This is a genomic window from Zongyangia hominis (assembly GCF_014385095.1).
In the GTDB taxonomy this organism is placed as follows: domain Bacteria; phylum Bacillota; class Clostridia; order Oscillospirales; family Ruminococcaceae; genus Zongyangia; species Zongyangia hominis.
The window spans coordinates 246,339-268,803 of record NZ_JACRTC010000003.1 but is presented as its reverse complement, the minus strand read 5'-3'; the positions used below and the strand labels follow the sequence as shown (position 1 = coordinate 268,803).

The 22,465-nt window shown below is 55.8% G+C and carries 20 protein-coding genes and 1 tRNA gene; 13 read left to right on the top strand and 8 right to left on the bottom strand.

Annotated elements, in window-relative coordinates; translation table 11 throughout:
• Positions 1-17: 17 nt before the first annotated feature.
• Together H8709_RS06595 and H8709_RS06590 are read right to left on the bottom strand one after the other, a co-directional pair.
• The gene (locus H8709_RS06595) at positions 18-443 is read right to left on the bottom strand and encodes an RNHCP domain-containing protein (protein ID WP_262397578.1); all 426 of its coding nucleotides are present in this window, start codon (positions 441-443) and stop codon (positions 18-20) included.
• Between the two features lie 372 nt (positions 444-815).
• Entirely contained in the window at positions 816-1,391 is a 576-nt protein-coding gene (locus H8709_RS06590) for a CDP-alcohol phosphatidyltransferase family protein (protein ID WP_262397577.1), read from the bottom strand.
• A gap of 283 nt (positions 1,392-1,674) precedes the next feature.
• Between H8709_RS06590 and H8709_RS06585 the strand changes: the two genes are divergently transcribed.
• The 8 genes from H8709_RS06585 (at position 1,675) to H8709_RS06550 (ending at position 13,286) form a co-directional block, all read left to right on the top strand.
• Positions 1,675-1,998, top strand: coding sequence for a DUF2651 family protein (locus H8709_RS06585; protein ID WP_262397576.1), 324 nt, complete (start codon positions 1,675-1,677; stop codon positions 1,996-1,998).
• A 668-nt stretch (positions 1,999-2,666) separates the two neighbouring features.
• Positions 2,667-5,459 carry an ATP-binding protein gene (locus tag H8709_RS06580; RefSeq protein ID WP_262397575.1) on the top strand — a complete coding sequence of 931 codons (2,793 nt, stop codon included), beginning with the start codon at positions 2,667-2,669 and terminating at the stop codon, positions 5,457-5,459.
• Between the two features lie 283 nt (positions 5,460-5,742).
• Positions 5,743-6,411: a response regulator transcription factor gene (locus tag H8709_RS06575; protein WP_262397574.1), complete on the top strand. Its 669-nt coding sequence runs from the start codon at positions 5,743-5,745 to the stop codon at positions 6,409-6,411.
• Positions 6,408-7,835: a sensor histidine kinase gene (locus H8709_RS06570; protein ID WP_262397573.1), complete on the top strand. Its 1,428-nt coding sequence runs from the start codon at positions 6,408-6,410 to the stop codon at positions 7,833-7,835. The genes H8709_RS06575 and H8709_RS06570 overlap by 4 nt, the downstream gene beginning before the upstream one ends.
• Positions 7,810-8,571: a hypothetical protein gene (locus H8709_RS06565; protein ID WP_262397572.1), complete on the top strand. Its 762-nt coding sequence runs from the start codon at positions 7,810-7,812 to the stop codon at positions 8,569-8,571. The genes H8709_RS06570 and H8709_RS06565 overlap by 26 nt, the downstream gene beginning before the upstream one ends.
• Positions 8,572-8,743: 172 nt before the next feature.
• Positions 8,744-10,102, top strand: coding sequence for a hypothetical protein (locus H8709_RS06560; protein ID WP_262397571.1), 1,359 nt, complete (start codon positions 8,744-8,746; stop codon positions 10,100-10,102).
• Between the two features lie 2 nt (positions 10,103-10,104).
• Positions 10,105-10,851, top strand: coding sequence for an ATP-binding cassette domain-containing protein (locus H8709_RS06555; RefSeq protein WP_262397570.1), 747 nt, complete (start codon positions 10,105-10,107; stop codon positions 10,849-10,851).
• Between the two features lie 17 nt (positions 10,852-10,868).
• Positions 10,869-13,286 (top strand): hypothetical protein, encoded by a 2,418-nt coding sequence (locus tag H8709_RS06550; protein WP_262397569.1) that lies wholly within the window; start codon positions 10,869-10,871, stop codon positions 13,284-13,286.
• Between the two features lie 275 nt (positions 13,287-13,561).
• Here the strand turns inward: H8709_RS06550 and H8709_RS06545 are convergent.
• From H8709_RS06545 to H8709_RS06530, 4 genes are all read right to left on the bottom strand, one after another.
• Positions 13,562-13,652, bottom strand: a tRNA-Ser gene (locus H8709_RS06545).
• 142 nt (positions 13,653-13,794) lie between these two features.
• Positions 13,795-14,865: a lipid II:glycine glycyltransferase FemX gene (locus H8709_RS06540; protein WP_262397568.1), complete on the bottom strand. Its 1,071-nt coding sequence runs from the start codon at positions 14,863-14,865 to the stop codon at positions 13,795-13,797.
• Positions 14,866-14,895: 30 nt separating this feature from the next.
• On the bottom strand, positions 14,896-16,263 hold the full coding sequence (locus H8709_RS06535) for a hypothetical protein (protein WP_262397567.1): 1,368 nt from the start codon (positions 16,261-16,263) through the stop codon (positions 14,896-14,898).
• Positions 16,264-16,785: an RNA polymerase sigma factor gene (locus tag H8709_RS06530; protein ID WP_262397607.1), complete on the bottom strand. Its 522-nt coding sequence runs from the start codon at positions 16,783-16,785 to the stop codon at positions 16,264-16,266. It lies immediately after the preceding gene.
• Between the two features lie 320 nt (positions 16,786-17,105).
• On the opposite strand from H8709_RS06530, the gene H8709_RS06525 reads away from it, so the two are divergent.
• From H8709_RS06525 to H8709_RS06515, 3 genes are all read left to right on the top strand, one after another.
• A complete protein-coding gene (locus tag H8709_RS06525; protein ID WP_262397566.1) occupies positions 17,106-17,444 on the top strand; it encodes a helix-turn-helix domain-containing protein in 339 nt (112 codons plus the stop codon).
• A 145-nt stretch (positions 17,445-17,589) separates the two neighbouring features.
• Positions 17,590-18,501, top strand: coding sequence for a DMT family transporter (locus tag H8709_RS06520; protein WP_262397565.1), 912 nt, complete (start codon positions 17,590-17,592; stop codon positions 18,499-18,501).
• 229 nt (positions 18,502-18,730) lie between these two features.
• Complete coding sequence (locus tag H8709_RS06515; protein ID WP_262397564.1) at positions 18,731-19,684, top strand: polysaccharide deacetylase family protein; 954 nt, start codon at positions 18,731-18,733, stop codon at positions 19,682-19,684.
• Between the two features lie 38 nt (positions 19,685-19,722).
• On the opposite strand, the gene H8709_RS06510 is transcribed toward H8709_RS06515, so the two are convergent.
• A complete protein-coding gene (locus tag H8709_RS06510; RefSeq protein WP_262397563.1) occupies positions 19,723-20,814 on the bottom strand; it encodes a M23 family metallopeptidase in 1,092 nt (363 codons plus the stop codon).
• Positions 20,815-21,188: 374 nt separating this feature from the next.
• On the opposite strand from H8709_RS06510, the gene H8709_RS06505 reads away from it, so the two are divergent.
• Positions 21,189-21,401, top strand: coding sequence for a helix-turn-helix domain-containing protein (locus H8709_RS06505; RefSeq protein ID WP_262397562.1), 213 nt, complete (start codon positions 21,189-21,191; stop codon positions 21,399-21,401).
• Positions 21,402-21,417: 16 nt separating this feature from the next.
• Entirely contained in the window at positions 21,418-21,621 is a 204-nt protein-coding gene (locus tag H8709_RS06500; protein ID WP_262397561.1) for a helix-turn-helix domain-containing protein, read from the top strand.
• A 121-nt stretch (positions 21,622-21,742) separates the two neighbouring features.
• On the opposite strand, the gene H8709_RS06495 is transcribed toward H8709_RS06500, so the two are convergent.
• A complete protein-coding gene (locus H8709_RS06495) occupies positions 21,743-22,312 on the bottom strand; it encodes a DUF1349 domain-containing protein (protein ID WP_262397560.1) in 570 nt (189 codons plus the stop codon).
• Positions 22,313-22,465: the final 153 nt, after the last annotated feature.

Here is a 22,465-nt window from a genome sequence, read left to right as displayed (position 1 = left end):
ACCGGCCTTTTTTGTGCTTATTTCACCGATCCGTCTCCGCCCATGAGGGCCGTCATTTCTTCGAGTTTTTCCAATGGGAAAGGCGGGCGGGCCACCGGTTTCATCGCCAGTGACATGAGCATCATCGGATTGTCGTCGGCGGCAATTCTGTTGGAGCGCAGGCTCCCGCAGATGCGGCAGCGATGGATGATCGCCCACTCGCCATTCTTGCGGACCCATACGGCGATTGGCTCCATCCTTCCGCCGCAGCCGGCCGCCCGGTCCCCCGGTTCGTTGTCGACGTGGAGACTGGTCAGGCAATTCGGGCAATGATTTCTGTGCTCGCTTCCGGCTCCGGCCGGAACTACGGTTCTTCCGCAGCTTTTGCACAAAAACGTCTCGTTACAGGCGTGTTTTTTGTAATACCCTTTTTCAAATGATTTTTTTTTATTTTCCCGATTCATGGGATGGTTCCTCCTAAAAGTAAAATGCTACTTTTGGGAGGTTTGTGTTACCACTGACAGACGCAAACCTCCCGGTCAGCGTACAATCTCCGTGGTCTTATTATTCTTCATAAAGCTAATCTCCTAAATAATACTGAATGAAACCGTTTCCCCTTTGTCCCAAAGTGGTTGCTTTGACATAGGAGAACCTGTCTTCTCTACTCTACCGCCAAATATCTGAACTGTCAAGCCAACTGCCATCTATTGGTCTTAGTTCCCCTATGGCGCTCCCAAAGCGGCGTCAAGAAAGCCGGCGCATCGGGGGACGGCGCATGAGTATGGCTGCGGGCATCCGCCCTTCCAGCGCGAAAACAGCCGCTTTCGCGGCTATTTTTACTTTTGGCCTTGGTCGTTTTTTGCTGTCTCCTTTTTAAGCTCCCGGTACACGGGGAGATACATAATAAAAGAAAAGATCATGAATCCGGCGGAAATGCAGATCATCACCGTAGTTACCGTGCGGTCGAGAGTGGGAAACGCCACCGTGGCCAGCATGACGATATAAAAAATCACGGTGGAGAGCTTGCCGAACCACTGGGCGCCTTGGATTTTCGCGCCGCCCCGCAGCAACCGGTAACCGCCCAGCATCATCAGCACTTCTTTGATGATGAAGATGGATAGGAGCACCGCCATGCCGGGAATACGGATGGCCAGGCAAATGGCCACGGTGCCCTGGGTCAGCTTGTCCGCAATGGGGTCGATAATTTTACCAAAGTCGGTAATCATATGAAAGTGCCGGGCAATGATGCCATCCGCCATATCGGTCAATCCCGAAAGCAGTATGACGGCGGCGGCAATGTAATATTCCTGTACGGTTTCGGCTGTCAGATAAAAGTATACAAAGATAGGAATCAATAAAATCCTGACAAAGGATAGTACATTCGGTATGGTCCAAATCTTTTTCGCGTCCAAACTTTTTACCTCCGCAACTGTGCCCAACTGTGCGCCAGTCTTCTCTTTCCTGCCGCAATCATTCGACAACAAAATCATTATATCATACTAACTTATGGATGAACATACCATTGATTCTGTTTTGTCCCGGATTTTCTTCTTTCTTTCACGGTTGACGCCCCACCCCTTCTATGATAACATGTGTATCATATCACAGCGTTCCAGCAATAGCCATTAACTTTTTATTACGTTTTCCTGTGTATAAGTCATGCCTTTTGGCTTTTGAGAGAGAGGTCTTCCTTTGATGAATCTAACCAAGTCCGGAAAAATCCTGTTTTGCGCCCTCACCGTGGCGCTGGTGCAGCTACTTCTCTACTTGAGCAGCGGCTTTGTTAATCCCTTTCTCCTGGTGTTAACCCTGCTGCCGCTCCTGACCATCCTGCTCACAGTTGCCTTGACCCTGCTCATCCGCACCAAGTGGATGGTGATAGCCACCTTGGCCGTCTCCTACATTCTTGGCATGTTCTTATTTTTCAATACAAGCTTTTGGGTCTGGGTGGCGGTGTACACCGTGCTTGCCTTGGCCACCACGGTGTTAATCGGTATGATTAGCCGCAAAGAGTCCTAAAGCCATGCAAAGCGCCCGCTTCCGGGCGCTTTTTTATTGCGGCCAAAGAAAAGCAGAAAAATACCGCTGACACAAGTCGGCGGTATTTTTCTGCTGGAGACGAACTAAAAAGTTCAGGATGGAGGAAAGAATATAATTATAAAAAAGAGGAGAAAGCAATACAATTCTCGTTATATTGACAACTTGATTATAGCACAGAGTTGTCTTTCCTGTCAAAGCTTTTGTTGTAAATTCATGAAATATTCATATTGAGTTGAGTCAATAAGACCATTGACAACTTATTTTTTATCGTTTCGGTATTGGTCGCCAGCGAATTTCCCCCTCTTTCCCCAAGGCTGCCTGTTCCAAATGCTATGGGCAGCCTCGGGCGGGCGAAAACGCGCGCAGGGGAAGGCCGCCGCCGGATGCACGGCCATCGTCCATCGCCAGGGCCCAACAGTGGCAAAAAAATGGTGTTTTTGGGAAAATCCGGCCGGAAAAATGGAACACAATGTGTAAAAGCTATGGCGCGAGGGGATTGACTATGGTAAAATGTAAAGCAACACAATCCCAAAGCATCTGCTGTGCGGACAGGCTGTAACCAGCCATCCTTCCCGCGCAGTTTGAGAACATAATATGACCGTATCTATCTGTTTTTGCGGTTACAACTTTGAATAGAAGGTGTACAGATGAAATATTTCAGCCGAAACATGCGGTTTTGCGCCGTCTTTCTCATCGCCGTACTGCTCACAGCGCTCATGATACCCTGTGCGGCGCAAGCGGAGGAAAAGGTGCTGCGTGTTGCCTATCCCGATGCGGAAGGCTATACCATGACCACGCCGGACGGACATCGCTATGGCCTGGTGGTCGATTTTCTCAATGAAATCGCTAAGTATACCGGCTGGAAATATGAATATGTGGATACCAACAGCACCAATTTGCTCGATCAGTTCTTTTCCGGTGATTTTGATCTGATGGGCGGAAACTATTACGCGGAGGGATATGAGGAATACTTCGCCTACCCCGACTTCAACTGCGGATACAGCAAAATCGTCCTCTTAACCCGCCGGGATGATGACCGGATCAAGAGCTATGACCTGAGCACCTTCAACGGCAAAACCATCGGCGTTTTCGAGCGGGCCACCGAAAATATCCGCCGGCTCAAAGAGTATCTATCCAGCAACGATCTGGACTGCACCATCAAGACCTATACCTTCGAAGACTTGTCCATCACCGGCGATCTCTTCCCCTTTTTAGAAAATGGGGAGGTCGACATGCTGGTGGGCAACAGTAAAGACTCGGAATCCGGATTCAATGTGGCCGCCACCATTGAATCCCAGGCCCACTATATCGTGACCACCCCCGGCAACCAGGAAGTCCTGGACGGCTTAAATATGGCGCTGGAAAAAATTTATCAAGCCAATCCCAACTTTGCCTCGGAAGTCTATGCCGCCAATTTTTCCACCATCGGCAGCGGCCACATCGTGCTCAGCCGCCAGGAACAGGGCTACGTCCGGCAGAAAGGGACGGTGACGGTAGCGGTCCCCAACAACTGGCACCCCATATTCTGTTTGGATAACGAGGATCAGCACGACGGCCTGGTCCCCGATTTTCTAAAGGAAGTGGCCAATTATGCAGGGCTCCAGTTTTCCTATCTCTATTGTGACAATTATGCCGAATCGATCAGCAAGGTGCAAAGCGGCGAGGCCGATATGCTGGGCTTCTTTGTGGGGACAGAGGAGGACGCCATGGAACGGGGCCTGGCACTGACCTCCTCCTACACCAAGATGGATTCCATCCTCGTGCGCAACAAGGAGTCCACTTATCCGGCCGAAGGATTGGTGGGAGCGGTCCTGGAGGGCTGTGAGCTGCCCTCCAATATCGTGGCGGATGAGGTCAAGCACTACCTCACCGTCGCTGAAGCGCTCTCCGATGTCAACAAGGGCAAAGTGGACTTTTTCTATGGCATCTCTTCCCATCTGGAATATATCATGCAGCAACAGCATTTTCCCAATGTGGTACAGGTGAATCTGGTTAACGACAGCACGGACATCGGCTTTGCAATGGGCGTGCCGGTGGACCCGGATTTGTTCACCATCGTCAACAAGGCCATCAACAATATGACCGAAGAGCAAAGGGACACCATCAGCAGTCGAAACTTGGTTTCCATTGGCGAATCCCGGATGACCTTGACCGGCATCATTTACGCCAACCCCGAACTGGCGATTTCGGTGGTATCGGTCTTTTTGCTGCTCATCCTCGCCACCGTCATCTTGATTTTCCGCGCCCGGCTGCACACCGCGGCCATGCAGAACGAGCTGGAAAAGGCGGAAGCGGAAAGCCGGGCCAAGAGCGAATTTCTCTCCCGGATGAGCCATGAAATCCGCACCCCCATGAACGCCATTGTAGGGCTCACCGATTTAACGGGCATGATGGAGGGGCTGCCGGAAAAGGCGCAGGGAAATTTAGCGAAAATTAAATCTTCCTCCCATTATCTGCTGGGGCTCATCAACGACATTCTCGATATGAGCCGCATTGAAAACGGCAAGATGGACCTGAGCCGCGAATCCTTCTCCCTCGGACTCCTACTCGATGAGCTGCAAAACATGATGAAGGCGGAGGCCCAGGAGAGAAACCTCAACTTCCGTGTGGAGAAACAAATACAAAACGATGTGGTCCTCGGCGATCCGGTCCGGCTGCGTCAGGTTTTCCTCAACCTGCTCTCTAACGCCTTTAAATTCACCCCGCCCGGCGGCACTGTCCGCATCCTTGCCAGGGAGGACGCCTCTACCCCCGAGGAGGCCACCTTCACCTTCCGGGTCGCCGACACCGGCGTGGGCATTTCGGAGGAAGACCACGAGCGCATCTTCCTCAGCTTTGAACAGGTGGGCCCCAACATCACCAAGAGCCAAGGGACCGGCCTTGGACTGGCCATCAGCAAAAACATTGTCCAGCTCATGGGCGGGGAACTGCTCCTCCAAAGCCGGACAAACGAGGGCAGTGAATTTTATTTCACCGTCACCTTCCCTAAAGGCCGGAACTTCGCCCAAATGGCGCAGCCGGCTGCCTGTACAAAGAAAGACCGGCTGCAGGGCCTTTCCATTCTGCTGGCGGAAGACAATCTTCTCAACGCGGAAATCGCCAAGGAACTTTTGACTTTGCAGGGCGCACAGGTCACCCATGCGGAAAACGGCAAGCAGGCGGTTGCGCTGATGAAAGAGAGCCGGCCCGGAACCTATCAGATCATCCTGATGGACATCCTCATGCCGGAGATGAACGGTTTGGAGGCGACCCAGGCCATCCGTTCCCTACGCCCCGACACCGCCTCCATCCCCATCTTGGCCATGACCGCCAACACCTTCAAAGAGGATGTGGATGCGGCGCTGGCAGCTGGCATGACCGGCTTTATTCCCAAGCCCATCGATGTCAATTACCTCTATAACGCCATCGAACAGGCACGCAAGGACCGTGTCAAGCCCTGATCGGCGTTCGGCGTATCCCGAGGCAAGCCCTCGCCATGGCACGGCATCAGGCAAACCCCACCATGAAAAAATGAAACAAAAGGCCCGTCCCCGAAGCTATGGCCGCTTGGGACGGGCCTTTTTTGCAAGCCTTCCCGGCCGCGCGCTCCCCCCTCCCTTAACTTTCCCTTCACAGCGCCATGTTGCCGGTCACGCCCCAAGCCGAGTGGCGCGCGAGCTGATACAAGTTGGATGCATTTTTGTGTTATAATAAAACAATCACTGCAAAGGAAGGAGGAATGGAATGATGGGTGCCATTCGGATACTCATTGCGGAAGACGAGTCCACCATCGCGGAACTCATCGGCGTGGCGCTCGACCGCGCGGGATACGCTTGGGAACACGCGGCTACCGGGCGGGAAGCGGCGGACCGGCTGGAGGAGCGCGACTATGACTTGGTCCTACTCGACATCATGCTGCCCGAAATCGACGGATATGAACTGATGGAGTATCTGGGACAACTCAACATACCCGCCATATTCATCACCGCCAAGGGAACGCCCGCCGACAGGGTCAAAGGGCTGCGCATGGGTGCGGACGATTATATCGTCAAGCCCTTCGATCTCGATGAGCTGGTAGCCCGCGTTGCGCTGGTGCTGCGCCGGTACAACAAAAGCCGGGGCTTGCTCCATGCGGGGGATGTGACGGTGGATACGGCGGCCCGGGAGGTCATGCAAAACGGAACGCGGGTGGAGCTGACACCCAAGGAATACGATCTGCTTCTATTCCTCATGCGCAACCGGGGCGCCGCCCTCTATCGGGAAACCCTGTTTGAAAAGGTGTGGGGCGAGGACTTCACCGGTTGCACCCGGAAGCTGGATCTCCATATCCAGCGGTTGCGCAAAAAGCTGGGCTGGGAGGATAAAATCCAGACTGTTTATAAAGTCGGGTACCGGCTAGAGGCATCGCTATGAAATTTTCCGCTAAGCTTATACTCAGTGTCACGGTTATCGTCTCCATCCTCTTCTCCCTGGGGGGCACCTTACTGGTGGCCCGCAACTTTTCCCACGCTTTGGAAAATGCTGCGGCTCAAAACACCGGCCAGCACATGCTGGAACGGTACGCCATCGAGTCAAGCATACTGGGATATGTGTTGGGAGGCGCTCCCTATTCCAACGAAAAACTCAAGGAATACGCCCTGAGGATGACCGATTACTCCGACGCGGCAAGCCGGTTGATCGGCTTATACGGCGAGGACGGGGCGGTGATCGCCGAAAACCTGCCCGCCCTCCCGGATGAGGATAAACAGGCGGCCCTGATGCAGGGGGAGGACACCTACCTGCTTCGCCGGACGGCGGGGCGCACTTTCATGATCGTCACCTCCCGCATGGCCGTCGCTTCCCATCAGGCGACTTTGGTGGGCGCTTACGATGTGACGGCGCTCTACCATGAACGGGACCGGCAGCTGCGGGAATTCTTGCTATTGGATGCGCTGATTTCCTTGCTGTCGGTAGCGGCCGTGGGTATACTGTCCACCATCCTCACCCGCCCCATCCAAAAGCTCAACATCGCCAGCCGGAATATTGCGGCCGGCGCATACCACGAGCGCACCGAAATACGGACGCGGGACGAAATCGGGGAACTGAGCATGAGCTTCGACAGTATGGCGGCGGCGGTGGAGGCAAGAATTCATCAGCTTGACGACGCGTTGCGGCAAAGGGATGATTTCATCTCCGCTTTTTCCCATGAGATAAAAACGCCGATGACCTCTATCATCGGTTATGCCGATATTCTGCGCACGGCCGCCGTGGACAAGGAAAAACAGCTCCGCTATGCGAGCCTCATCTACCAGGAGGGAAAGCGTCTGGAGGAGTTGTCGCGCAAACTTATGGAATTGATGGCGCTGACGGAAAAACGAAGCGTCCTCGTCCCCATCCAGGCGGAGGGGATGCTGCTGCGCCTCAAGCGGCGGATGGACGCGGCCTGGGACGGCGTCCAGGTGCAGGTAGAAGCCGATACCGTCCCCGTCATGGCCGACGGCGCGCTCCTCGAGTGCCTACTTGCCAACTTGCTCCATAACGCGCGCAAATCCGAACCGCGGGACGCTGTGGTCTATCTGACGGGCAAACGCTTCGGCCCGCGCTACCGGATCACGGTGGAGGACCGAGGGTGCGGAATCCCTCCCGACGAGCTCGCGCGGATCACCGAGCCTTTTTACATGGTGGACAAATCCCGTTCCCGGGCCCAGGGCGGCGCGGGGTTAGGACTGTATCTGGGAGAACGGATCGCCCGGATACACGGCACAGCGCTGCATTTCGAGAGCGCGCCGGGAGAAGGAACCCGGGTTTGGGTGGAACTGGAGGTGATGGCGGATGCAAGCGCGGATCAAGACAGATAAAGCCCTCCTACGCGCCATTCTGGCCATCGTTTTGTGCGTCTTTTTGACGGTGGGCGCGGGCCTCTTTCCCCTGATTTACTTCCACCTGTCGGATGAGGCACAGATCCATGGCGTCCATTCCCGGAAAACCCCCTCCGCCAATATCGACCCTCAAGCCGAGGACATCTATCTTTTGGGAGCCATCCGGGACCTCTATGAAAGCGCTTCCTCCGCCCCCGACATCTGGTCGGCATCACAAAGCTTTCCCCAAGCGTATAAAGAACTGCTGGAAGAAGCGGGATTTCCACCGGGTTATGGCGCGCTTCTTCCAGCCCAGCCCGTTTTTTATTCCAACGCCGGTGGCGAAAACCGGATGCTTTCCCATTATGTGGCGGTGGCATCCGAGGCCACGGCGCAAGATCCGTTGATCCGCTTTCAGATCGAACAAAAGACCGGCAAACTCATCTTTTTAGGCATCGGACAGAAAGGGTTGGCAACCTCCCTCCCCCTGCCCGACCGGCAAAAACTAATGGACGGCTATCTCCAGTATCTGGGGCTGGATGTGCTCAATGACTGGAAGGAAAATGAAATTGGGCGGATGTCCGCCAAAGCGCAAATGCAGCTTTACTGTCTCTATAACGACGATGGGCTCCTACTATGCGTCGCACCCATTGGGTTTTATGACAATAACCGCCTCCCTGATCTGCTGTCCTCCCTGCTGACCTGGTCCCAACTCGTACCCGCCGGCCCCACATAGATACGACATAGATACACCCCCGTGCTAGGATAACGTTTGTAAGCAATGCGCGCCCGTACCGGCGCAGCGGCCATTGCTTACTCCGGCGCAGCAGCGCCTATGTTAACCCGGCGCGGGGGTTTTTCGCGCCTGAAAATCAGGGGCGATTCCGCCCCAGAAGGAGTGATGATCTTTGAAACGACTACTGTTCCTATTCCTTGCCATCCTGCTGCTCTTCACCGGATGCGCCGCGGGGGACCAAACAGAACAAAGCCATTCCACCTTCCACGGCACATCCTCCGGCGGCCCATTGGGGAAGTCGTCTTCCGCCTCCGGTGGACCAGCCTCGACACAGCTCCAGACACTGGGACGGGGCTCCGGCAACAGCAAAGGCTTCTACCGGATATCCATGGACCTCCCTACGGATGGCGACACCTATGCCCTGCTGCTTTATGTGGATTACGCCTCCCGTCAGGAAGTGCCATTGTGCGGGAAGCCGTCCTGTGCTCACAATACCGACGAGTGTACCGCTTATCTGCCGGGCAGCTCTTTTGAATACAAAATTCTAGCGGAGGAAGATCAGCTGTTTCTGTTTTATCTGCCCATTGGCGGCGGGGCGGTATGGATCGGGGGGGACGGCATCGAGGCGGCCGCGCCCTGTTTGTTTTCCATGAATCCGGACGGTACGGGGCGGACAAAGCTGCTCGATCTGCCCACCGGCACCCTCCTTGCCGAGCCGATTGTCTATGGCGGCGGGAATATTTACGCCACCGCCGAGACCACGCGGATGGAGAATGGGGAGGGCGGTCTCGCCCAGTCCGTGACCGAAAACCGCCGCTTAGTGGTCTTCAATACCGTTCAAAAAACCATGGAGGACGTCTGTTCTCTTCACTACTTCGACCTGCTGGTGGGCGCTTACGACAACCGTCTTTTGCTCAAACGATACGAATTTACAGAAAACCCCAACGCTCTCAGCGACAGCGCGTATAACGCCCTATTCTCCCAGACGCCCGTCCGCCTCGTCTCTCGGGACCCTGCCACCGGGGAAGAGAAAGAGCACATCGCGGGCAAAGGTGGGGAACTGGACGACCTTTGTGTCGCCGGGGACACGGTGTATATCGGCGGGCCCTCCTCCACCATCCGTCGTCTCACACTGGCCGACGACCAGGTGTCCCTGCTCACCGATAAGCTGCCGGCAGGCCGGCACTGGCTGGAAGCGGAGGACGACCATGTGCTGGTTATCTACATCGACAACCAGCAGGTCAATGCCGATGTGACCGATGTCCTTAAAGTGGACAGCGAGACCGGGGAGCTTTCCCCCTTTACCCTGTTTATCAAGAAGCCGCGGGAAAGGGTCTCCGTCCTGGCACGCAACGGGGAGCAGTATCTGGTGCTCTGCGGGTACCGCAGTGAGGAGAAAAAGACCTGGGCGGGTACCCATCAGGTGGAGATACAGGGTTGGAACTGCGCGCTCATCAATGTGGAAGATTACTGGAACAATCGGGACGCCTATATCCCCATCCAAAACAGCGGCGAAAACGAGGGGGGCTGATGATGCTAAAGCTTTGTGAAATACGGAAAAGTTATCGTGGCCACCTGGCCCTGGACGGAGTCAGCCTTCTCCTTCAGCCCGGCGTCACGGGGCTATTGGGACCCAACGGGGCGGGAAAATCCACCCTGATGAACATCCTCACCGACAATTTGCTCCCCGATAGCGGAGAAGTGCTCTTTGACGGCATTCCCATCCGCCGCATGGGGAAAGCGTACCGCCGCCTGCTGGGGTTCACGCCCCAGCAACAGGGGCTCTACGATGATTTTACCGGCCGCCGTTTTCTCAGTTATATGGCAGCTCTCAAAGAAATCCCCCGCAAGGACATCGGCGGTGAGGTGGAACGGACAGCGGGGCTGGTCAATCTTTCGGCTGAGCTGGATCAAAGGATCGGCGCTTACTCAGGCGGAATGAAACAGCGCCTGCTCATCGCACAAGCGGTGCTCGGCGATCCCCGCCTACTCATCTTTGACGAACCTACCGCGGGTTTGGACCCCAGGGAGAGGGTCCGGGTTCGCCAACTGCTGGCGTCGCTGGCCCAGGAGCGGACGGTGCTCGTCGCGACCCATGTGGTTCCGGATATTGAGAGCATCGCCGACAACGTCATTTTGCTCAAGTCCGGTCGGATAACGGCGTCGGGCCCACCGGAGGAACTCATCGGCCGCTATGCCCCGGGGGCAACGCTGGAAACGGTATATATGCAGCTTTTTGACAAGGAGGTGGAAAGTGAATGCGCCCAAACGGAAGAGTAGGCCTAGTGAGGTGCGAATTGTGGAAGGTTTGGGGGAAAAAAGGATTTTGGTGTGTCGTGGCGGCTCTTTTCGCAGTCAACTTGTTTTTGCTGTGGTACATCGACCGGCCGGAACGCACGGGAATTCCCGCCGGGGCCAACCAGCGTCTCGCATCGGATTTGCAGGGACTAAGCGAGGAGGAAAAAACCGCCTTGCTGGAGGGCTCTTACGAGCGAGCCGCCGCCTATGCCCTAATAGAGCGCATCCGCCTTGCTCAGGCAGCGGGCGGCGAAGACCTAGAGGAGCGGATTGACTTTATGAAGAGCGAGCACCCGGGCCTCGCGGAAAAATATGAGGCCGGCTATGACAGCGCCGCCGCATCGCCGCGCTATGCCGTGGACTGGCAGCGGGAAGCCGAATTTCTCGCCCCAGTGGTGGAAGAACTGCGGCAGATCCACGGTTATCCCGCCTTTTTGGAGGAAATTCGGAATAAGTCGGAACGCCTCTCCGGCATCTCCATCTTCGGAGGCGCGGCAGATTCATTTTCCACGCGGAACATCCGCAAAACAGCGGCGGACTATGCCCGTCTTGGGAACCGGAACCTATCTTTTGACAATTCCCACGGCCTGTTGGCCGCCACTGATTCGATATACGGCGATGTCTTGTTCCTCCTAGCATTGTTTGCTCTCTCCTGCGTCCTGGTGTTTGAGGAAAAGCAAAAGGGGCTCTTTTCTTTGCTTCGCGCTTCTCCAAAGGGGCGCAGACCGCTCATGGCCGCCAAGCTTTCCGCCATGGCCGTCAGCGCCGGAATTTTGGCCCTGCTCCTGTTCGGCGGTGGGCTAATCTGGTGCGCCGCCACCATGGGGCTTGGCGCCCTGGACCGCCCGTTGCAGTCGGTGGGCGCATTTATGGGCAGCGCTCTGCCGCTCACCATCTGGCAGTATCTGCTGCTGTTTTTTCTCACCAAATGGGCGACGGGATGTCTGGCAGGGCTCTGTGTCTTCTTCATCTCCCTGCATGTGCGGCATCCGGCTCTGGCATTTCTGGCCCTGGCGGCGCTGTTTGGGACGGGATTCGCCCTGTATGCAGGTATTTCCCCCTTCTCCAGCTGGAATTTGCTCAAATACCTCAACCCGGCGGCTATCCTCAGAACCAATACCATTTACACTACCTACCGAAACTTTAACCTGTTCGGCTGGCCTGCCAATCAAATCCCAGTCACCGTATTTTTCCTGTGTATCGCGCTCATCTCGCTGGTGGCCGCCTGTTTGCTCACCGCCGTCCACAAACGAAATTACAGCGTTTTTCAGATGGCCCTTCCATCGCTTGGCCACAGCCCGCATATACGCCGCCGCTCACCGGCCGGCGTGTGGGGACAGGAGGCCTATAAACTTTTGATAAAAAACAAAGCGGCGCTTTTCCTGGCTCTTTTTGGAATTCTTACCGTCTTTCTCCTTCCCCGGCAACCGGCCTACCTCACGCCGGACGAATGGCAATATCGAGCGGCTTTGCAGGAGTTGGAGGGGATATGGACACCGGAGAAGCAAGGGAAAATCGACGATCAGCTCGCGCTCATCGAAGATGCACAGGAACATATCGAAGCCATCGATAGGAAGGAGAGCGCCGGAGAAATCAGCCGTGCTCAGGCCGATCAGATGAGCGCTCCATTTGACCGCGTCCTCCAAGGCAGGGAACTCTGGGATGCTCTGGCGCAGCGTGCGGAAACTCTCCAGGGACGGCCCGGCGCCGGTTTTTTATACGACACAGGATACCGCACCCTATTTGCCCGCACGGGAAACGCAGGGAATTTGCTCCCCCTCCTGGTAACAATGGTGCTATGTTTTTCCACCCTCTTCGCCATGGAATATCCCGGCGGGACAATTCGCCTCATTGGTGCGGCTCCTCTGGGAAGGCGAAGGACAGCGGCTTCTAAATTGACGCTCTGCTTTCTGCTGACGCCGCTGTTGCTTGCGCTGAGCGCCCTGCCCGAACTTGTATCGGTTGGTATTACCTACGGCTTCCCCGGCTTGTCTCTTCCGGCGGCCAGCTTGCCTGACTATGCCGGACTACCAATCTGGCTGCCGGTCTGGGGGCTTCTGGCCGCGCATTATCTATGCCAAATGATAGTCTGTATCGCCGCAACGGCTTTGTTATGCGCCCTTTCTCTGAAAACAAGGAAACCTATTTCCTCCATGCTGCTGGGCGCCATGCTATTAGGAGGTCCTGTGTTACTTACAGCCATGGGGCTTTCTTCGGCTAAGTATGCCAGCCTGCTGCCTGCCCTCGAGCTGGGGAGGTATGCGGCGCAGCCCGAAATATTCGCTTTGTTTCCCTGGTTCTTTCTTTTCTATTTGGCGGTGGGCGGTGTTTGCACAACCTATGTCTTCGTCCGCTTTGGCCAGCCGTGGACTTTTTCGGCGCATCGCCGCCCAAGCCATGGGGCTAAGCGTTCATAAAACAAGTACCGCTCCATGCCGAACCTCCTTCTAAATACAAAGCAGGGGTGAGCCATTTGCTCGCCCCTGCTTTGTATATAAGGCTCGTATGTGTTAAGGAAGGATTCGCTGCCCCGGCGCGGGTGGATTGTCTGGACAATGAAAAAAGCCTGGAGCGCGTATTGGCTCCAGGCCCTACCTGGTGGCATTGCAGGTTCAATCGCTGCCCCGGCGCGGGTAGGTTGCCCGGACAAAGAAAGAACCTGGAGCGCGTATTGGCTCCAGGCCCTGCCTGGTGGCGGAGACGGTGGGATTCGAACCCACGGACGGTTTCACCCGTCAAACGATTTCGAGTCGTTCTCGTTATGACCACTTCGATACGTCTCCCTATTTCTTTTTCTTTCCAGCGGAAAGCACTGAAGGGTCCCGATCCCTCAGATAAAAAATATTATAGCAAACTTTCCTCTAAAATTCAATGCTAAAATGAGCGGTACCGCCGGACTCTGGCGGCACCGCTCATTTTGCATTTCTAAGACGGCGTGCTTTTGGAAGTATGCATCCGCTGCGCCATCTTCCGGTGGGTGCTGGAAAGGAAGGTGAAAGCCCGATAGAGGTTGGGGCGCAGGATAAAATCGAAGTCCCCGACCAACTTAACGACCTTGCCCTGAAAGGACTTCTTAAACCGGTAGATCCCATAATAGCTGCTTTCGGGGTCATCGTAAAAGGGAATCCCCTGGAAGTCATAGGTGTGACAGCCGGTTTCTATGGCCCATTGGATCATCTCCCACTGCATGAGATAGTTGGGCATGACGTTGCGGTGGTCGTTGTCCGAAGCGCCGTAAAGATAACAGGTCTTCCCCGCGTAGTTGACAGCGATGGCCCCCGACACCGGCTCCCCCTCATAGTAGCACAGATACAGCCGGGCGGCAGACTGCATGCTTTTGAGGAGCCTCTCAAAGTAGGCAAGAGGCCGGGGGGTGAAGCCGTCCCGCTCTGCCGTGATTTGATAGAGCTTATAAAACTCCGGTAGGTGGCTTTTGTCCTGCACCAGGCACTGGACGCCGTGGCGCAGGGCCACCCGGATGTTGTAACGGCACTTGCTGTGAAAGCCGGCAAACACCTCTTCGGGCGTCTTCCCCGCGATGTCCAGCATGTAGTTGATTCTGGTCTGGACCGTGGTCAGGTCCTTTTGGTCCGGTTGGTACCGGAACCCCAGGTTTGTGCAAAGCGAGATAAACGCCTCGTCCGTCTCCTCCACATAGGGGTCAATTTTGAGCAGGAAGCCGTTATATTTCTTTGCCACCATCTGCACGCCCGCCATCAAGTCCTCCAACACCTCGGGGGCGTCGGGAGGACACAGGGGCCCTCTGGGCGCATAGAGGATGCTGGCGCCGAATACTGGCGCTTTCTTCACGAGGACCATCATGGATCCCACAATGCGCTGATCCTCTTTATCCCGGCTGACGATGATGGAGCAAATCCAATTGGACTTGACCTTGGCCCACCGGTAGGACTGCATAAACGTCCCCTGGGGATGGTGGGTGACAAAGTCCTCATATTCCATTAAGTTTTGAGGGGAAAGAAATTCCAAAGCACTCATCTCATTTCGTGTGAATTGTACGCGATCTGTTTACCTGATCTTTTTAATGGAGTGGATGATCACCTGTTCTTGGGTGTCGCCGGTGTCTCTGCCCTGTTCGTCGAGGCAGGGCACTTTCATTACCTGTAAGCGGTACTCCCATTGGGGCAGGGTGTCCGCCATCTGCTGCACCTGATATTCGCTAAGTCCATCAAAGCTGCTGGAGAAGCTGGCCAAGATGCCCCGGTCCTCGTCCAGATAATAGTAGATGTCCCCCTCCTGGGGCTGCTCGGTGATATAGACAAAGACCACCCGGAGAACAATCTCGCTCCCCTGGCGCTCCCAGCTCAAAAGACAGGGGAACCGGCCTTCGCTGCGCCCGCCCCAGCGCCCGGTGTAGGTCCCGGCCTCCGGGTCGTAGCTGAGCGCCAAATCCGTGCCTTCCCCACTGCTGCCGTGGACTACCTTCACGTCGGGACCGAAAAATTCCCGCACCCTTTTTTCCACGATGTCCGCCGGTATGGTAAAGGTACTGTCATCCATCGAAAGCCCTTCCAGCCGTGCCGCGTCGGCGACCAGGTCATAGGTGGGCTGGACGGTGGAAAAATCCTTGCCGAAGCCGTCGAGCTGGCCGCCGATGAGGGCGAGATTTTCCCGGATGACAACTTCCCCTTCCAGGGCGTCGGGGATTTTCCACTGCGCCGGCACCTCTTTAGGCCACTGATCGGGGGAATTGTAGCCGCTCTCCAAGGCTTGCAGCTCTCGGCTCATCTGCTGGCGCAGGGCGCTTATCCGGTCCCGCTTTGCCTGATAGGCCTCGATCTGTTCTAGCTCCTCATCGGTGAGGGCCCGCTCTCCGTTTTTCTGTGCCCAGAAAAGGCGGTCCATCATCTCCTGCTCAACAGAAAGGGATGCCTCCAATTGATCGAGCTCGCCATACTTCTCCTTGACTTTCTGATACTCCTCCTCGGGCAGGGGTACCCGGCCATAGAGTTTGTAGACCTCCTCCACCGTCATGTCCCCTGCGGAGACCATCTGGACGATGAGGCCCGCGTTCATCGGTTCCAGCCCGGCAGCCTTCCGCTCCTCGTTCCAGTTCTCAAGGCGGAGGGTAAAATACCGGTCAAAAATGCCGTAGGAAGCGCTAGACGGATTTAAATCGTCGGGGTTCATCCCCATCTGGGCCGCCAGGCCCGGCAGGTTGAGCACCGTAACCGCCACGGCGGTAATGCATCCCAGAGAGATCAGCACTGCGAGAGCCACCGCCAGAACAAACGTCTTTCTCAGCGGCATCTTCCTGTACACTTTCGCCTGGGACTGGGCGGCCACGGTGACGCGCTGCAATAGATGTTCCTCATCCAAAAAGAGATCTTGGGTCTGTTGTGTTACTAACTTTTCATAAAACTCCTGTGAGGTCACTTATGGCACCTCCCTATACGTGTTTTTTAATTCATTGAGGGTTCGATAGATGCGGCTGGTGGCGTTGGATTCGGAAATTTGCAGATACTCAGCCGACTCCCGGATGGTCAGCCCCAGCCGGAAATGAAGGATGAACAGGCGTTTGGTCACTTCCCCCCGCTCCTCGATCATCTGCCAAATCTCCTGCATCAGCGCGCCCTGGGAGAGATCGGGATATTCCTCCTGGGCAAACTCGTATTCCAGCCCGTCCACCGCGTCCTCGTCGGAGAGGGAGCGGATTTCCTTCTGGCGCTTCAGATGTCCGTAATACCGGGTCAGCTCGTGCTTGACCGATTTTATCAGATACTTGCGCGCCGACTCCACATCCATGGTCCCCTTGCGGAGCATCCTGCGAAAAAAGGAGGTGTACACCGTCTGCAAAAGGTCGTCGGTGTTGCCCACATCCCGGATACAAGCCACCGTGTAGGCAAAAATGTCCCGATAGGTCTCCCGATAGATCTTCTCAAACTCCTGTTGCATCATCTGCGCCAAAAAATCCCCCTCCTCTCCCCTTGTATTTCGCTCTGAATAGCTATTCACTAATAATAAGGCGTTTTGCAGCAGTTTTCTTGCAAACTTTTTCATAATCTCCAAGCCTACATTCGTAGTCTAACTCCAGTCTACACTCGTCGTCTTCCAATGTCAATCCTTTTCTTCAAAAAGCGAAGGATTATCGTCATTATAGTCCATATTTGGATAATATTCAATAGATGGAGCATATTTTATACTGATGATAGAAGTATGGCGAATCTAAGTCAAAGGCTGGCAGAACGATGATTGTATACACCCCTCTGTGGGAAACGATGAAGAGAAAAAATGTGACGACCTACACCCTGATCAATAAGTGCGGCATGAGCAGCCACACCGTCCACCGTCTCAGGCACAATATGGGCATTTCCACCCAGCTCATCAATGACCTGTGCCGTTTGCTCGAGTGCCGGGTGGAGGACATCCTGCTCTACCTCCCCGACGAGGAAGTTTCACCTCCGGACGGGGACAAGACGTCTCCAAAAGATAGCAAGACGCCCCAGAACAGGGGTAAGGCGTCCCCAGACGAAGACAGGGCGTCCCCGGACGGGGGCAAAACACCTCGCGGCAGTAACGAGGCGCCTCCAGAGGAGGACAAAGTGCCCCAGCCCTAAGACGGGAGTTAGGCGTCACCGGCGCCTTGATGCGGCTTCGTCTTGCAAAAAAGGACCGGTTTCGCTATAATAAATGGGTATCCATATCCGCTTCCCGCTGTGGAGGCGGATTCTTTTTCGCAGATTTTGGGAGGGGTCCACCATCATGATCAACAATGTCCGCAGCAGTAAGCTCTTCCTCTTCGGCGTCGCCGTGATCTGGGGCTTCGGCTTTATCCTCAACCAATTTTCCATTGATGCCGGCATGTCCCCCAGCATGATTTTGTTTTTACGCTTTCTCATCGGCGCCGGCGCTCTCGCCCTGCTCTTTTTCCGGCGGCTGCGCGGCTTCACCCGGCGGGAGCTCCTCATCGGCTGTGGATGCGGCGTCCTCCTCTTCGCGGGCTTTCTCCTGCAGACTACGGGACTGCTCTACGTCACCCCCTCCACCACCGCCTTTCTCACCTCCGTCTGGGTGGTCATTGTCCCCTTCCTCACCTGGGCCTTCTACCACTTCCGCCCGCCCATGAAGGTCTTTTTAAGCGCCCTGCTCTGCCTGGGCGGCGTCTTTTTCTTGAGCGTCACCCCCAGCTTCCAGTTTTCTATGAACACCGGCAGCCTGCTCATCCTCATCTGCGCCGTAGTCTTTGCCTTTCACACCATGACCCTGGGCTGGGCGGCCCAGCAGATGGACCACATCAAGGTGGCCTTCTTGCAGATCGCCACGGCGGCGGTCCTTTCCGGGATCTATTTCCTCCTGTTTGACTGGGACACCTTGCCCGGCGTCGACTACGGGGCCGGACTCTGGCCCGTCATCGTCATGGGGCTTGTCAATACCGCCTTCGCCTATTACGTCCAGTGTCAGGCGCAAGTCCACCTCACCCCCTCCCACACCGCCATCATCCTCTCCATGGAGTCCCTCTTTTGCACCATCTTTTCCCTGCTCTTCGGCTACGACGCCCTGAGCGTCCATATCCTCATCGGAGGACTGCTTCTCCTTGGCGCGGCGGTACTGGTCAATCTCACCCCCGCCGACGTGGAGGCCCTCACCGCCTCCGACGACAAAGGGGCCGAATAATTCGCCACGCCAGTCCGTGAGACAAGCAGATGGAGGCGCTGCGGCCGCTGGAAAGACGCTGGAAAGACATAGAGCCCACAAAAAAGCGCCCGGAAAACCGGGCGCTTTTCTTTTCCTCCCCGTCCCTCCTTGTCCCGTGTACTGATTGTCATCCTCCGGCAATATATTGATAGTAAACCGCTTATCTCCCGATGGAGCGCGGTCTTATGAAATCGGAGGCTGTGTTTCTATGATCTTTCCGAAGGTATTCAAATTAAACCGGCGGGTTCTCGCCGCCGCTCTGATTAGCGTTCTTGCCCTGTCCTCCTTAGGCGTCCTGGCCGCCAACCGGTCTGGCCCCGCCGTCAGTGCGGCGGAGCCGTCCCAGCCGGAAACGGCGCTGGGAGAAAAAACGGAGGAAAAGTCAGAGCAGGCCGTGGAAGTGCCCATCCTCATGTACCACCACATCCTCAAGCATGGCAAACAGCTGGGCGCTTACACCATCACCCCCGACGAATTTGAAAAGGATTTGCAGTATATCCGGGAAAATGGCTACACCACCATCAAGACCGACGACCTGGTCAATTATGTCTATCACGGCGTCCCCCTGCCGGAAAAGCCCATCATGATCACCTTTGACGACGGGTATTACTCCAATTACGTCTACGCCTATCCCTTGCTCCAAAAGTACGGGATGAAGGCGGTGATCTCCATCATCGGCAAATACACCGACCTTTACAGCGAGCGGGGGGATCTACACATCAACTATTCCCACCTCAACTGGGATCAGCTGAGCTCCATGGAACATATGGGCACCATCGACATTCAAAACCACACCTACAACCTGCACACCACCGACAAGGGGCGCAAGGGGTGCAAGAAAAACTGGGGAGAAAACGCAGAGGAATACAAAAAGATGTTCCGGGAGGATGTGCAGAAGCTATCCGACCAGATGATGAAGGAGATGAACAAGGACGACACCTTCTTCGCCTACCCCTTCGGCTACTACTGCAAGGAGGCCGAAGAGGTGCTCAAGGATATGGGCTTTCTCGGCACCTTTTCCTCCGAATCGGGGCTCAACTATATCACCCAGGACCCTCAGTGCCTATTCCATCTCAAACGAAATAACCGCGTCCACAATCTGAACACCAAGGACTTCTTTGAAAAAATCATGAAGTACCGCAAAAAGGACGCGGGAAAATAACAAGAGCCGCCGGACAGCGCTGTCCGGCGGCTCTTGTTTTACGAGTGCGCTTCGCTTTCCCCCGGCGGGGAGGCGCCGCCCTCTTCGGCGGTGATATAGTCCTGATAATCCGGGTCGTAGATTTGGTAGATCCGGTTATAGTCTTTGGTGGCCTCGTCCTTGACCGTTTTGGACTTCTTCTGGGAGAGGAAGCTGACGATGTCGTACATGTCAATCCAGATTTCCCCATTGCCCTCAATCTGGGAGTCGTCGAAGATCAGCTGCATCCCCAGGTGTAGATGGGGAACCGTCATATTGTTGGCCCCCTCCTTGGTGGAGTAGCCCGTCATCCCCAGGTAGCCGATGACGTCCCCGGCATTGACGGCCATCCCCTCCTCCAACCCCAGGTGGTAGGGGTGCTTTTGGCGCAGATGAGCGTAATAGTAGTACCGCTTCTTGTCAAAGCTGAGGATGCCGATGCGCCAGCCCCCGTATTGATTCCAGCCCATGTGTTCGATGGTGCCCCCCTCCACCGCCACGATGGGGGTGCCGATGGAACCCACCAAGTCGTTGCCCAGATGGGGCCGGGAGTAGCCGTAGGATCGGGAGGTGCCGAAGTCGTCGTAGTGGCTGTAAGAGTAGCCCGACGCGATGGGGGAAAAGACCTTGAGCCCGTACTGGGTCTCCACAAAAGTTTCCCCGGGCAGCACGTCGCTTTCCCGCTCCATGTCGTAATATCCCACAAATTCACCCAATACCGTCTGGTAGACCTCATGGTAATAATCATAGTACTTCATGTCGGCGGTGAGGGCCGACATGGATTCCCCGCCCCGCAGCCGCTGTACCAGCGCGTCCATGTCCTTGGCCTTGTAGCGCTTCCACTCCCCGCCGTACTTGGCCCCCAGATAGCCGAGCATTTCCAGCCAGTCCAGGTGCAGCGGCTCCTCACAGCTTTCGATGTCCAGCTTCATGGCCTTTTTCATGGCGGAGTCCGGCACGTCGAACTCCGCCCATTTGATATAGCCGCCCTTCTCCACCGGCTGCGCCTGGGGGAGCAGCTCGGGGGTGAGCTTCGCGTCCAGCGTCAGGAAGGAGACGATCACCAAGGCGGCCGCCGAAAGGGTCAGCCCCATTTCCACCCATTTTTTCAAACTCGATCACCTGCATCTCATCCATGTTGTTCTATTATAGCTTCGCTATAATAGCCAATGCGCAGGGCATCCGCGCTGCGCGCTCCGCCCCTCTTGATATATATGTGGACGAGCGCAAATAAATTAATCTTCTTTTAAAAGCCTTTCCATACGGCTCAAATAGCTTTCGATGCGGACAAGCCTCTCCTAGAGGCCACCCTTTGTCCCGTGGCCCGCCATGCGCCGCCAATAGGCCCGCCTGTATGCGAAGCACATGGATTTCCTGCGAAAGCTGCGTCTCTCTTTTCGTCTCATCACCACCAAAAGATAACTTTTGGTATCATATTATTCTCACAATGCCACAAAATAGTAGCATGAGCAAGAGGGGTGATGTTATGTTTTTTCAGCGTTTAGAAGATTTGCGCAATGATCACGACAAGACCCAACAGGAGATTGCCGACATTCTCCATTGTCATCGTGAAGTGTACCGGCGCTATGAAAAGGGAGAACGGGAAATTCCCACCTGGGCCGTCATCAAGCTGGCCGACTACTACGGCGTCAGCACCGATTACATCCTGGGCCGCACCGATATACCAGATTGCCGCTGATTTCGGGAGGTATACTATGTACTTTCAGCGTTTAGGGGATCTCCGCGTCGATCACGACAAGACCCAACAGGAGATTGCCGACATTCTCCATTGTCATCGTGAAGTGTACCGGCGCTATGAAAAGGGAGAACGGGAAATTCCCACCTGGGCCGTCATCAAACTGGCCGACTACTACGGCGTCAGCACCGATTACATCCTGGGCCGCACCGACAAGCCCTAGGGGGCTTCCCCTAGGGTGCAAAAACCGCCCCCAGCCGTGTTTTTGCGGCTGGGGGCGGTTTCTTTCGTTATGAATGGGGTCCCCTCGTCGGGCGCATCGGGCCCGACACCAAGCACCTCCCCTATTTCCCTGCGCGGAGGTCGTCCAGGGTGCGCTCCTCAATGGAAATTTGGGAGAAGTCCCGGGGCCCGCCCTCGCCCAGAGGGGCCTGGGCCACCAGGCCCGCTTTCACAGTCCGGCCCATGGGCACATGGCAAAAGCGAATCAGGTCGAAGGTCTCCCCATCCAGGGAGAAGTGGACGGCGAAGTCCTCCCCCTTCCGGGCCACCTGGAGCCAGATGGATTCCCGGTCCACATAGGGGCCGATAGCGTCGTCGGACACGCCGTTTGTCACCACACTGATGGCGGCGGACCGGCCGTTGTCCACCACCTCCGAGCAGCCCTTAACCCAGTGGCGCTCATCGTCATAGAGGATGATACCCGCGCCGTCGTATTTGTTGTGAGGCTTCATGGCCGCCTTGACCCGGATGACGCAGTCCCCCGTCACCTCCCGGTAATAGACCGGCGCGCTATGGACGACGTCGCTCCCGTCCAGCGGCGCGAAAAGGTCCGTTTTATCCGGCGCCGTGACGCTCACATCTTTACCGCTCCATTTGGCGCTGCTTTCATTGATCCAAGCATAACCTTCCATTTGCTTCCCTCCTTTTTCCCGCGCGCATCCTGCCCTGACGACGGACTTCGGGTGGGCGGGAGCATAAAAATGTCCGGCGGCGCAGTTGCCGCCGGACATTGCTGATCTCTTAAAAAGCCATGGCAGGGCATCCGCACCCAGGGTAGAAAACTG

Excerpts from the sequence above, each read along its gene's own strand:
- H8709_RS06495 (WP_262397560.1), bottom strand. The coding sequence starts at position 22,312 with ATGGAAGGTTATGCTTGGATCAATGAAAGCAGCGCCAAATGGAGCGGT.
- H8709_RS06595 (WP_262397578.1), bottom strand. The coding sequence starts at position 443 with ATGAATCGGGAAAATAAAAAAAAATCATTTGAAAAAGGGTATTACAAA.
- H8709_RS06585 (WP_262397576.1), top strand. The coding sequence starts at position 1,675 with ATGAATCTAACCAAGTCCGGAAAAATCCTGTTTTGCGCCCTCACCGTG.
- H8709_RS06515 (WP_262397564.1), top strand. The coding sequence starts at position 18,731 with ATGATCTTTCCGAAGGTATTCAAATTAAACCGGCGGGTTCTCGCCGCC.
- H8709_RS06525 (WP_262397566.1), top strand. The coding sequence starts at position 17,106 with ATGAAGAGAAAAAATGTGACGACCTACACCCTGATCAATAAGTGCGGC.
- H8709_RS06555 (WP_262397570.1), top strand. The coding sequence starts at position 10,105 with ATGCTAAAGCTTTGTGAAATACGGAAAAGTTATCGTGGCCACCTGGCC.
- H8709_RS06570 (WP_262397573.1), top strand. The coding sequence starts at position 6,408 with ATGAAATTTTCCGCTAAGCTTATACTCAGTGTCACGGTTATCGTCTCC.
- H8709_RS06500 (WP_262397561.1), top strand. The coding sequence starts at position 21,418 with ATGTACTTTCAGCGTTTAGGGGATCTCCGCGTCGATCACGACAAGACC.
- H8709_RS06530 (WP_262397607.1), bottom strand. The coding sequence starts at position 16,785 with ATGATGCAACAGGAGTTTGAGAAGATCTATCGGGAGACCTATCGGGAC.
- H8709_RS06520 (WP_262397565.1), top strand. The coding sequence starts at position 17,590 with ATGATCAACAATGTCCGCAGCAGTAAGCTCTTCCTCTTCGGCGTCGCC.
- H8709_RS06540 (WP_262397568.1), bottom strand. The coding sequence starts at position 14,865 with ATGAGTGCTTTGGAATTTCTTTCCCCTCAAAACTTAATGGAATATGAG.
- H8709_RS06575 (WP_262397574.1), top strand. The coding sequence starts at position 5,743 with ATGATGGGTGCCATTCGGATACTCATTGCGGAAGACGAGTCCACCATC.
- H8709_RS06565 (WP_262397572.1), top strand. The coding sequence starts at position 7,810 with ATGCAAGCGCGGATCAAGACAGATAAAGCCCTCCTACGCGCCATTCTG.
- H8709_RS06505 (WP_262397562.1), top strand. The coding sequence starts at position 21,189 with ATGTTTTTTCAGCGTTTAGAAGATTTGCGCAATGATCACGACAAGACC.
- H8709_RS06580 (WP_262397575.1), top strand. The coding sequence starts at position 2,667 with ATGAAATATTTCAGCCGAAACATGCGGTTTTGCGCCGTCTTTCTCATC.